We start from the raw sequence: 10884 nt of genomic DNA on the forward strand, positions 1-10884 counted from the left end.
AGGTGTTGCTTCAGCAATTCAAAGCGTGAGGAGTGTCGTTCGGAAGAATGAGGTGGATGTCGCCGAACTCGTGCCAGAGATAGAGACGTCGGAGCGCCTCGGTGTACGAACGGCCGAGGGCTTTGCGCCCGGCGATCGCCTCCAGCATCAGCAGATGCGAGGCCTCCGGCTCGTGCAGCCCGGTCAGCAGCCCGTCCACGGCGCGCACCCCGCGCCCCGGCGTGATGACCAGGTCCGTCCAGCCCGCTGCCGCCCGCACCACGCCACCGGCGTCCACGGCCGACTCCAGGGCGCGTACGGCCGTCGTGCCGACCGCCAGGATCCTCCCTCCGCCCGCCCGCGCGGCGTTCACCAGCCACGCCGTCGTCGACGGCACCTCGAAGCGCTCCGGATACGGCGGCTCGTGCGCCTCCGCCGAGGCCACCCCCGTATGCAGGGTGAGCGGAGCGAACTGCACACCACGGCTCACCAGCTCCGCCACCAGCCCCGCCGTGAAGGGCCGCGCCGCGCTCGGCATCTCCGCCGAGCCCTCGCCGCCGGGGGAGGGGAGCGCGAAGACCGTCTGATACGCGGACAGGGGCTGATCCTGTGCCGTGTACCGGTACCGGATGGGGCGGCCGTACCGGTACAGCAGTCCCGGCACCTTCGCGGACACCGTCGCCCACCACAGCCGGTCCGCGCCGGGGACCAGGGGCGCGTCCAGTACGAGGTGCTCGCCCCCGGGAAGACGTACGACGGCCCCCACAGGGCCCCCGGCACGCCTCAGGGTGCTGCCCGCGCCGTCGGGGCTGCGCAGCTCCACCGCCCAGCGCCCGTCGTCACCCCGGGTCGAGAAGTGCACGACGACCGCCTCGCCGCCGACCCGCCCGTTGACGGCGGCGGGCAGTGTGGTGGACGTGTTGACCACCAGGACGTCACCGGCCCGCAGCTGCCCTGGCAGGTCCCGGAAGGTGTGGTGGGACACCTCCGTCCCGAGCGAGACCATCAGCCGCACGTCGTCCCGCCCGGACCCGCGCACCTCCGGGGGCACACGGGCCGAGAGCTCGTCGGGCACCACCAAGGCCTCCAGCACAGCGGCTCCTCCCCGTGTCGGCCCGGCCCTCATCGAGCCACCTGGAGCAGCGCGGGGGCGGTGTACCGGCCGCTCACCGGCCGCTCGTCCAGCAGGCGCAGGAAGCCCGGCACCACCGAGTCGGGCGAGGGGCGCGGATCGTCGTCTCCGGGCACGGCCGCCGCGTAGAGGTCCGTCTGCATGTCACCCGGGTCGACCGTCCACACCCGCAGCTCCGGCTCCTCGACCGCGAGGACCGCCGCGAGATGGTCGAGCGCCGCCTTGGACGCCCCGTAGCCGCCCCATGTCTCGTACGCCTCCGCCGCGGCGTCCGAGCTGACCGCGATCACCGTGCCCGCCTCGGCCGCCCGCAGCAGCGGCAGTGCCTCCTGTACGAGTCCGAGCGCCGCCACCACATTCGTCTCCATGGCCGCCCGCAGGCCATCCAGTGGCAGCGACTCCAGCCGCACCAGCGGCTCGGCGCCCAGCGCGCTCGCGTTGCTCACCAGCAGATCGAGCCTGCCGAGCCCGCGTGCCGCGGCCACCAGCTCCGTACGGTGCCCGGCATCGGTGACGTCCCCCGCCACCGCCACCACTCGCGTCCCGTACGCCGTACCGATGTGTCGTGCGCTCTCCTCGAGGACGTTCGCGGTCCTGGCCCCCAGCACGAGATCCCAGCCGCGCTCGGCCAGGGACTCCGCGAGAGCACGCCCCAGTCCCTTGGAAGCTCCAGTGATCACCGCTACCGGCATGATGTCCATCCCCTTGTCCGGCTCGTGCGCCGTTCCGCGTAGATGTCCCCAACGTAGGAACGCGGCCGGGCCCGCCGCCTCCGGCGCGGGGCCCCACCGGACAAGGCACTTCGACCTACGACCTCAGTCCTGAGCGGCCCCGTCCCCGGGCCGATACGGACTGTCACACCCCGCCGGTACGGTGAGGTCATGAGCCATCGACCCAGCTCGGGCCTGGCAGCCGTGAGCACCGCCCTCCTCGCGATGAGCAGGCATCTCGAGGTGCGTGACGTCCTGAAGACGATCGTGGCGTCCGCGCGCGAACTCCTCGACGCCGAGTACGCGGCGCTGGGCGTGCCCGACGATCACGGAGGCTTCGCGCAGTTCGTGGTCGACGGCGTCACCGACGCGCAGTGGAAGGCGATCGGCCCGCTCCCGCGCCAGCACGGCATCCTCGCCGCGATGCTGCGCGACGCGAAGACCGAGCGGCTCGCGGATGTCCGCAAAGACCCCCGCTTCGAGGGCTGGCCGGCCGCCCACCCCGACATGTCCGACTTCCTGGGCCTGCCCGTCAAGGACGGCGAGGAGACGATCGGCGCGCTGTTCCTCGCGAACAAGAGGTGCCCGAAGCCGCAAGGCGGCTGCGGCTTCACGGAAGAGGACGAGGAACTGCTCTCGATCCTCGCCCAGCACGCGGCGATAGCCCTGACCAACGCCCGGCTCTACGAGCGCAGCCGCGAGCTCACCATCGCCGAGGAGCGCTCCCGCCTCGCCCACGAACTGCACGACGCGGTGAGCCAGAAGCTCTTCTCACTCCGCCTCACCGCACAGGCCGCGGCCGCCCTGGTGGACCGCGATCCGGCCCGCGCCAAGGGGGAGCTGCAGCAGGTCGCCGTGCTCGCCGCCGAGGCCGCGGACGAACTGCGCGCCGCGGTCGTGGAGTTGCGCCCTGCCGCCCTCGACGAGGACGGCCTGGTCAACACCCTCCGTACGCATATCCAGGTGCTCGACCGCGCCCACAGCGCCAAGGTCACCTTCGACAGCCGCGGCATCCGCGCCCTGCCGGCCGCCCAGGAGGAGGCTCTGCTCCGCGTCGCCCAGGAGGCGCTGCACAATGCCCTGCGGCACTCCGGCGCGGGCGAGGTCGATGTGGCGCTGGTCCGCCGGGGCCAGGGCACGGTCCTCAGCATCACCGACAACGGCAACGGCTTCGAGCCGCGGGCGGTCCGCCGGGCGGGCCGCCATCTGGGACTCGTCTCGATGCGGGACCGGGCGAGCGGCGTCGGCGGACGTCTTACCGTTCAGTCCGCGCCCGGAAAGGGCACGACGATCGAGATGGAGGTCCCCGGTGGCTGACAAGACGATTCACGTCCTCCTGGTCGACGACCACCAGGTGGTCCGCCGAGGCCTGCGCACCTTCCTCGAGGTCCAGGACGACATCGAGGTCGTCGGCGAAGCGGCGGACGGGGCTGAAGGCGTCGCCCGCGCGGAGGAGTTGAAGCCGGACGTCGTCCTGATGGACGTCAAGATGCCCGGCATGGACGGCATCGACGCGCTCCGTAAGATGCGCGAACTGGCCAACCCCGCCAAGGTGTTGATCGTCACGAGCTTCACCGAACAGCGCACGGTCGTCCCCGCGTTGCGCGCGGGCGCTTCGGGCTACGTGTACAAGGACGTCGACCCCGAAGCGCTGGCCGGCGCCATCCGCTCGGTCCACGCGGGCCATGTGCTGCTCCAGCCGGAGGTCGCGGGCGCTCTTCTCTCCCCGGACGACCAGAGCAGCGGGACGGGCCGCGGCACCAACCTCACCGAACGCGAGCGCGAGGTCCTGGGCCTGATCGCCGACGGCCGCTCCAACCGGGAGATCGCCCGGGCGCTCGTCCTGTCGGAGAAGACTGTCAAGACGCACGTCTCGAACATCCTGATGAAGCTGGACCTGGCAGATCGCACGCAGGCGGCGTTGTGGGCGGTCAGACATGGCCTGACGGACTAACCGGACCGTCTCCCTCCGATCCGAGATTCATACTGTCGGGTGTATGTCACCCGTCCGGCGCATCCTGATCGACTCGGCGGCGTTCTCCATGGCGTGCTGCGGCGGCCGGCCGCAGCGAATGCTCAGGAGGATTTCGAAGTGAAGAACGTCAAGAAGGCCGCTGCCCTCACCATGATCGCCGGCAGCCTGCTCGCCGCGGGCGCGGGTGTCGCCTCCGCCACGGACGGCGCGTACGCCGACGGCTACGCCGTGAACTCCCCGGGTGTCCTCTCGGGCAACGTGGTCCAGGTCCCCGTCCACGTCCCGGTGAACGTGGTCGGCAACACGGTCAACGTGATCGGCGCGCTGAACCCGGCGTTCGGCAACGAGGGCTACAACGGCTGACGGTCTCTCTAACCGGGGCTCCGCCCCGGACCCCGCTCCTCAAACGCCGGAGGGGCTGAAGTTCAGCCCCTCCGGCGTTTGAGGACATGCGGCCGGAGGTCGCATACGGGGGTCCAGGGGGCGAAGCCCCTTGGTTACGGGATGGGGGTACCTCCCACGGCCACCAGGCCGTAGGGGGAGGGCGGGGTGGGGTACAGCCCCGCGCAGCGGCACCCGCACCCACCTCCACCGCAAGGCCCCCTCAGCGCTCCCGCTCCCGCTCCTCCACATACGCGTTGTACGCCGCCACCTGCGCCCGCCTCGCCACCCGTTCCACCGGCCGCAGCGCCTCCCCCCGCGCCGCGATCTCCGACGCGCTCACCGCACCGCCGTGCCCGTTCTCGTACGCCACCGAGATCAGCAGCCCGATCCGCTGGGCCAGCTCCAGCACGCGCACCGCCCGCGGCGGATATCCGGGGGCCAGCGTCTCGCCCGCGCCCCGCGACGCCCGCGCCCGGTACGCGTCGATCGCCGCCTCCGCCACCGGACCCGACGCCGCCACGTCGAGGCGCGACAGCACCTCCGTCGCATCCCGCAGGGCCTCCGCGAGCTCCCGTTCCGCCTCCCCGAGCGAGGGCACGTCTGCCGGTGGCGCCTCCCGTACCGGCAGGCAGTTCCAGACGACTTCGACGTGCACATCACCCGCGGGCCCGGCCTCGTACACCTCGGGCACAAGCCCGTACGCCGCACCCGAGGCGACCACGGCCTCCTCCGCGTCGAGCGCCCGCGCGTTGAAGTCGGGTGGTCCACTGAGCCCCAGCGGATGCCCCGGCGCGGGCAGCGCGACCCGGTACCCGGTCACCCCGAGCGCCCGCAGGCGCCCCAGCGCGAGGGTGAGCCCGACGGGCCCCGTCTCGCCCGGCAGACCTTCGACCCGGTGCACCGCGTCGTCGCCGACGATCGCGAGCGCCGCGTCGTCGGGTGATACAAATCCGGCCAACAGGGCGTTTCCCCATGCGGCCAGCCGTCCTGAGCGTGGTTCGGAAAGCATGGACCCAGCCTAGGTACCGGACCGGGGGGCAGGGCTACTCGGCCGGTGGCGTAGGTTTTCCCTGGGAGCTGTGCCCACAGGTGCATAAACCGCCCCCAATACCTCAAGACGATTGCATGGGGAGACAACGCGCTCATGAGCGATGTACTGGAGCTGGTGGACGTATCCGTGGTCCGCGACGGACGCGCTCTGGTGGACGACGTCTCCTGGTCGGTCAAGGAGGGCGAGCGCTGGGTCATCCTCGGCCCGAACGGCGCCGGCAAGACCACCCTCCTCAACATCGCGTCCAGCTACCTCTTCCCGACCACCGGCACCGCGACGATCCTGGGCGAGCGCCTCGGCGCCGTCGACGTCTTCGAGCTCCGCCCGCGTATCGGGATGGCCGGCATCGCCATGTCCGAGAAGCTGCCCAAGCGCCAGACCGTGCTCCAGACCGTCCTCACCGCCGCGTACGGAATGACCGCCACCTGGCACGAGGACTACGACGCCGTCGACGAGGAGCGCGCCCGCGCATTCCTCGACCGCCTCGGCATGACCGAGTACCTGGACCGCAAGTTCGGCACGCTCTCCGAGGGCGAGCGCAAGCGCACCCTGATCGCCCGCGCCATGATGACCGACCCTGAACTGCTGCTCCTCGACGAGCCCGCCGCCGGTCTCGACCTCGGCGGCCGCGAGGACCTGGTGCGCCGGCTCGGCCGCCTGGCCCGCGACGAGTTCGCCCCCTCCATGGTGATGGTGACGCACCATGTCGAGGAGATCGCCCCCGGCTTCACCCACGTCCTGATGATCCGTCAGGGCAAGGTGCTGGCCGCCGGTCCGATGGAGACCGAGCTCAACTCCCGCAACCTTTCGCTCTGCTTCGGCCTCCCGTTGCTCGTCGAGCGCAACGGCGAGCGCTGGACGGCCCAGGGCCTCCCGCTCGGCTGACCCGGCGTCCGGCAGGAGCGGCTGACCCGATACCGCCCCCGCTGTCGCCCCCTGTCCCGACCGCGACCACCGGACCTACCATGACCATGTGGAAATCGACGCATGGGTGTGGTGGTTGATCGGCGCGGTCGGACTGGGCATTCCGCTCGTCCTGACGGCGATGCCGGAATTCGGAATGCTGTCCGCCGGAGCGGTGGCCGGGGCCATCGTCGCGGCGCTCGGCGGCGGCACGGTCGCCCAAGTCCTGGTGTTCGCAGTGGTTTCCGTCGCGCTCATCGCCGTAGTACGGCCCATCGCCACCCGGCACCGCGCCCAACGGCCCCAGTTCGCCAGCGGAGTTGACGCGCTCAAGGGCCGCCAGGCCGTCGTGCTCGAACGAGTCGACAGCGGCGGAGGCCGTATCAAACTCGCCGGTGAGATCTGGTCCGCGCGCGCACTCGACGCCGAGATGTCCTTCGAGGTGGGCCAGCAGGTCGACGTCGTGGAGATCGACGGAGCCACCGCCGTGGTCATGTGACAAATGAATGCCGAACGCCCCCCATACCAGCCCGTGTTCTGGGAAACTCGATCATCAGAATTATCCGGCAGCGAAGGGCACAGGGAACGCGATGCAACCGATCATCATCGTCCTGATCATTCTGGTGGTGCTGGTCTTCATCGCCCTGATCAAGACGATCCAGGTCATCCCGCAGGCCAGCGCCGCCATCGTCGAGCGCTTCGGGCGCTACACCCGCACTCTCAACGCGGGCCTGAACATCGTCGTCCCGTTCATCGACTCGATCCGCAACCGCATCGATCTGCGTGAACAGGTCGTCCCGTTCCCGCCCCAGCCGGTGATCACCCAGGACAACCTGGTCGTCAACATCGACACCGTCATCTACTACCAGGTGACCGACGCCCGCGCCGCGACCTACGAAGTCGCCAGCTACATCCAGGCGATCGAGCAGCTCACCGTCACCACCCTGCGCAACATCATCGGTGGCATGGACCTGGAGCGGACCCTCACCTCCCGCGAGGAGATCAACGCGGCCCTGCGCGGCGTCCTCGACGAAGCCACTGGCAAGTGGGGCATCCGCGTCAACCGCGTCGAGCTCAAGGCGATCGAACCGCCCACCTCCATCCAGGACTCGATGGAGAAGCAGATGCGCGCCGACCGTGACAAGCGCGCCGCGATCCTCACCGCGGAGGGCATCAGGCAGTCCGCGATCCTCACCGCAGAGGGCGAGAAGCAGTCCGCGATCCTGCGCGCCGAAGGTGAGGCCAAGGCGGCCGCTCTGCGCGCGGAGGGCGAGGCCCAGGCGATCCGTACGGTCTTCGAGTCCATCCACGCCGGAGACGCGGACCAGAAGCTCCTCGCCTACCAGTACCTCCAGATGCTCCCGAAGATCGCCGAGGGCGACGCCAACAAGCTCTGGATCGTGCCCAGTGAGATCGGCGACGCCCTCAAGGGCCTCTCCGGCGCCATGGGCAACTTCAACCCGATGGCCGGAATGGGGGGCGGCTCGGGATCCGGCTCCGGCAAATCCGGCGGCGGAAACGGCACGGAGCGCCGCGAGCAGCCCCCCATCGACTGACCCCGGCGCCCCTCAGGCATGATCGGTGCATCCGGCACCGATCATCGAGGGGCACAGCGTGACCATTTGGGAGATGCTCGCGGTCTTCGCCGCGGGCATCAGCGCCGGCACCATCAACACCATCGTCGGCTCGGGGACCCTGATCACCTTCCCGGTGCTCCTCGCCACCGGCCTGCCCCCGGTCACCGCCACCGTCTCCAACGCGCTCGGCCTGATCCCCGGCTCGATCAGCGGGGCCATCGGCTACCGCGCCGAACTCAGCGGCCAGCGCAGCCGCGTCCTGCGCCTGAGCATCGCCGCCGCGATCGGCGGCCTCAGCGGAGCCGTACTGCTCCTGATGCTCCCCTCCACGGCCTTCGAGACGATCGTCCCCGTCCTGGTGGCGCTCGCCCTGGTCCTGGTGATCCTCCAGCCGCGCATCACCAAGGCCGTCCAGCGCCGCCGCGACCGCAAGGGCACGCCCACCAACCCCGACGGCGGCCCGCTGCTCTTCGTCGGACTGATGCTCGCCAGCGTCTACGGCGGCTACTTCACCGCCGCCCAGGGGATCATCTACCTCGCCCTCATGGGCATGCTGCTCGACGACACCCTCCAGCGCCTCAACGCCACCAAGAACGTCCTCGCCGCCGTCGTCAACAGCATCGCCGCGCTCTTCTTCCTCTTCGTCGCGGACTTCGACTGGACGGCGGTCGCACTGATCGCGGTCGGCTCCGCCATCGGCGGCCAGCTCGGCGCCAAGATCGGCCGCCGTCTGCCGCCGACGGCACTGCGGGCGCTGATCGTCGTGGTCGGCACCTTCGCGATCATCCAGCTCCTGCTGCGCTGACGTGCGAAAGCCCGCCCCCGACAGGAAGCGGGCTTTCGCACGTCACTACCTACGCGGCGGGCGCCGCCAGCCACTGAGGCAGCGCCGACCGCTCACCGGCCCGCAGCCCCAGCAGCATCGCGTCCGCCGGAGACGGTACGAACGGCTCGTGCAGCAGCGGCATCCCCGCCTGCTCCGGCGTACGGTCCGCCTTGCGGTGGTTGTCCTCGGCGCACGAGGCAACCGTATTCAGCCAGCTGTCCTGACCACCGTGCGACCGCGGCACCACATGGTCCACCGTCGTGGCGCGCCTTCCGCAGTACGCGCACCGGTGCTGGTCCCGTACCAGCACACCCCGCCTGGACCACGGCGCCTGTCTTCGGAACGGCACCCGGACATACCGGCAGAGCCTGATCACCCGAGGCACCGGAAGATCAACTGCGGCCGCACGCACACGGAGTCCGGGGTGAGCCTGCTCGACGACGGCTTTGTCCTGCAGCACCAGAACCACCGCGCGGTTGAGTGTCACCGTCGACAGCGGCTCGAAGCTCGCATTCAGTACCAGCGTGTCCCGCATCCAGCCCACCTCCCGTTTGCCGGCCCAACCCGTTGCGGGCCTTGGGCTTGGATCAACTCTGGCCGGGCGCGCCGAGATGGACAACGCAATAAAAGATGCCCTGCCCTGATCTCTCCAAGACCAGGGCAGGGCAAACAACAAACGAACGATCAGCTCTTCGAAGGACCTTCGTACTCCGCCAGCAGCTGCGCACGCGCAATCGTGTGGAAGCGGAGATTGAAGCCCACGACCGCCGGCGAGACGTCCGCGCCGGGGCCGAGCTTCTCCTTGTCCACCGCGTACACCGTGAAGACATAGCGGTGGTTCTCGCCCGCCGGGGGAGCCGCGCCGCCGAAATCCTTCGACCCGTAGTCGTTACGGACCTGAACGGCGCCCTCGGGCAGCCCTTCGAACTTCCCGCTGCCCGCACCGGCCGGCAGCTCGGTGACCGACGCCGGGATGTCGAAGAGCACCCAGTGCCAGAACCCGCTGCCCGTGGGCGCGTCCGGATCGAAGCACGTCACGGCGAAGCTCTTGGTCTGTGCCGGGAAGCCTTCCCACCGCAGATGCGGCGAGGTGTTGCCCGCCGCGTAGACCTGGGCGTCCTTCAGCACCGACCCCGGCGCGATGTCATCGCTCACCACCGTGAACGACGGCACCGCAGGATGGAAGTCGTGCGGAAGGGGCGCCCTCTTGAGCTCGGTCACGTCTGAACCTCCGATTCGGCTGTTCTGTCTGCCTTGCGTGCTCTGCCGAATCCGAGCCTAGAGCCAGTTACGGCGCCCGCCGACATCCGCCAGCCACTGGTTGAGGAATCCGGCCCAGTCGGTCGCGTGGAAGTCGTGGTGCCCCACCTTGAAGGCCTTGTACGAGTCGCTGCCCTCGCTGAACAGGCCCGGCTTCTTGTCCATTTCGACGATGACGTCCATCTCGCGGTCGTCCGCGACGAAGGTCAGCTCGACCTGGTTCAGCCCGCGGTACTGCTGCGGCGGGAAGAACTCGATCTCCTGGTAGAAGGGCAGCCGCTGCCGCGTCCCACGGATGTGCCCGCGCTCCATGTCCGCGCTCTTGAAGCGGAAGCCCAGCTGGATGAACGCGTCCAGGATGGCCTGCTGCGACGGCAGAGGGTGCACATTGATCGGGTCCAGGTCGCCCGAGTCCACGGCCCGCGCGATCTCCAGCTCCGTCGTCACACCGATGTTCATCCCGCGCAGCTGCTGCCCCGCGATGCTGGTGACCGGGGTCTCCCACGGAATCTCAAGACCGAACGGCACCACATGCACCGCCCCGGCCTTCACCTCGAACGCGCCACCGAGCCGCTGCTTGGTGAATTCGATGTCCTGCTTGACCTCCTGGTCACCACCCTCGACCTCGACCCGCGCCTGCAGACCGACGGAGAGCCCCTCGATCTGCTGGTCCACCGAGCCGCCCTGGATACGCACCTCGCCCTGGACGACACCGCCCGGTACGACGTTCGCCTCGGTGAGCACCGTCTCGACGGACGCGCCACCGGCGCCCAGGCTCGCGAGCAGCTTCTTGAACCCCATGTCCACTCCTTCTTCGTCCTGACCACTACATACGCGCGACGACCGTAACCGGTTCCCCGGTACCCTCGGACGCCATGATCGAGAGCCCCGACCGTACGCCGCTGCCCCGGGAGTTCTTCGACCGCCCTGTGCTGGAGGTCGCGCCCGAACTCCTTGGCTGCACCCTGGCACGCCTCACCGACGACGGACCCATCGAGGTGCGGCTCACCGAAGTGGAGGCGTACGCGGGGGAGCTCGACCCTGGGTCCCACGCGTACCGCGGACGCACCGCGCGAAACTCGGTGAT

General features: G+C 69.9%; 14 protein-coding genes (1 of these 14 only partly in view). 8 read left to right on the forward strand and 6 right to left on the reverse strand.

Annotated elements, in window-relative coordinates:
• Positions 1-10 precede the first annotated feature (10 nt).
• Both OOK40_RS08475 and OOK40_RS08480 read right to left on the reverse strand, forming a co-directional pair.
• A complete protein-coding gene (locus OOK40_RS08475; RefSeq protein WP_266477900.1) occupies positions 11-1105 on the reverse strand; it encodes an S-adenosylmethionine:tRNA ribosyltransferase-isomerase in 1095 nt (364 codons plus the stop codon).
• Complete coding sequence (locus OOK40_RS08480; protein ID WP_266477901.1) at positions 1102-1803, reverse strand: SDR family oxidoreductase; 702 nt, start codon at positions 1801-1803, stop codon at positions 1102-1104. Before OOK40_RS08480 ends, OOK40_RS08475 begins: the two co-directional genes overlap by 4 nt.
• Positions 1804-1992: 189 nt before the next feature.
• Here OOK40_RS08480 and OOK40_RS08485 point away from each other — a divergent pair, with 189 nt between their 5' ends.
• The 3 genes from OOK40_RS08485 to OOK40_RS08495 all read left to right on the forward strand — a co-directional run bounded on the left by OOK40_RS08485 (position 1993) and on the right by OOK40_RS08495 (position 4159).
• Positions 1993-3138: a GAF domain-containing sensor histidine kinase gene (locus tag OOK40_RS08485; RefSeq protein WP_266477902.1), complete on the forward strand. Its 1146-nt coding sequence runs from the start codon at positions 1993-1995 to the stop codon at positions 3136-3138.
• Complete coding sequence (locus tag OOK40_RS08490; protein WP_266477903.1) at positions 3131-3775, forward strand: response regulator transcription factor; 645 nt, start codon at positions 3131-3133, stop codon at positions 3773-3775. The genes OOK40_RS08485 and OOK40_RS08490 overlap by 8 nt, the downstream gene beginning before the upstream one ends.
• 138 nt (positions 3776-3913) lie before the next feature.
• Positions 3914-4159: a chaplin family protein gene (locus OOK40_RS08495; protein ID WP_323136041.1), complete on the forward strand. Its 246-nt coding sequence runs from the start codon at positions 3914-3916 to the stop codon at positions 4157-4159.
• A 241-nt stretch (positions 4160-4400) separates the two neighbouring features.
• Here OOK40_RS08495 and OOK40_RS08500 read toward each other — a convergent pair whose 3' ends face one another.
• The gene (locus OOK40_RS08500; protein ID WP_266477904.1) at positions 4401-5189 is read right to left on the reverse strand and encodes a hypothetical protein; all 789 of its coding nucleotides are present in this window, start codon (positions 5187-5189) and stop codon (positions 4401-4403) included.
• A 135-nt stretch (positions 5190-5324) separates the two neighbouring features.
• Here OOK40_RS08500 and OOK40_RS08505 point away from each other — a divergent pair, with 135 nt between their 5' ends.
• The 4 genes from OOK40_RS08505 (at position 5325) to OOK40_RS08520 (ending at position 8516) form a co-directional block, all read left to right on the forward strand.
• On the forward strand, positions 5325-6116 hold the full coding sequence (locus tag OOK40_RS08505) for an ABC transporter ATP-binding protein (protein WP_266477905.1): 792 nt from the start codon (positions 5325-5327) through the stop codon (positions 6114-6116).
• Between the two features lie 88 nt (positions 6117-6204).
• Positions 6205-6633, forward strand: coding sequence for an NfeD family protein (locus OOK40_RS08510; RefSeq protein ID WP_266477906.1), 429 nt, complete (start codon positions 6205-6207; stop codon positions 6631-6633).
• Positions 6634-6724: 91 nt separating this feature from the next.
• A complete protein-coding gene (locus tag OOK40_RS08515; RefSeq protein WP_266477907.1) occupies positions 6725-7690 on the forward strand; it encodes an SPFH domain-containing protein in 966 nt (321 codons plus the stop codon).
• Positions 7691-7748: 58 nt separating this feature from the next.
• Positions 7749-8516 carry a sulfite exporter TauE/SafE family protein gene (locus tag OOK40_RS08520; protein ID WP_266477908.1) on the forward strand — a complete coding sequence of 256 codons (768 nt, stop codon included), beginning with the start codon at positions 7749-7751 and terminating at the stop codon, positions 8514-8516.
• A 49-nt stretch (positions 8517-8565) separates the two neighbouring features.
• Here OOK40_RS08520 and OOK40_RS08525 read toward each other — a convergent pair whose 3' ends face one another.
• The 3 genes from OOK40_RS08525 to OOK40_RS08535 all read right to left on the reverse strand — a co-directional run bounded on the left by OOK40_RS08525 (position 8566) and on the right by OOK40_RS08535 (position 10598).
• The gene (locus OOK40_RS08525; RefSeq protein WP_266477909.1) at positions 8566-9072 is read right to left on the reverse strand and encodes an HNH endonuclease; all 507 of its coding nucleotides are present in this window, start codon (positions 9070-9072) and stop codon (positions 8566-8568) included.
• A 149-nt stretch (positions 9073-9221) separates the two neighbouring features.
• The gene (locus tag OOK40_RS08530) at positions 9222-9758 is read right to left on the reverse strand and encodes a YbhB/YbcL family Raf kinase inhibitor-like protein (RefSeq protein ID WP_266477910.1); all 537 of its coding nucleotides are present in this window, start codon (positions 9756-9758) and stop codon (positions 9222-9224) included.
• Positions 9759-9815: 57 nt separating this feature from the next.
• Positions 9816-10598, reverse strand: coding sequence for a sporulation protein (locus tag OOK40_RS08535; RefSeq protein WP_266477911.1), 783 nt, complete (start codon positions 10596-10598; stop codon positions 9816-9818).
• Positions 10599-10672: 74 nt separating this feature from the next.
• On the opposite strand from OOK40_RS08535, the gene OOK40_RS08540 reads away from it, so the two are divergent.
• Positions 10673-10884: the beginning of a DNA-3-methyladenine glycosylase gene (locus tag OOK40_RS08540; RefSeq protein WP_266477912.1), read on the forward strand. Its footprint extends 430 nt past the window's final position; the window shows 212 of its 642 coding nt (coding positions 1-212); it begins with the start codon at positions 10673-10675; its stop codon lies off the right edge, out of view.

Source organism: Streptomyces sp. NBC_01481, assembly GCF_026339995.1.
Lineage (GTDB): Bacteria > Actinomycetota > Actinomycetes > Streptomycetales > Streptomycetaceae > Streptomyces.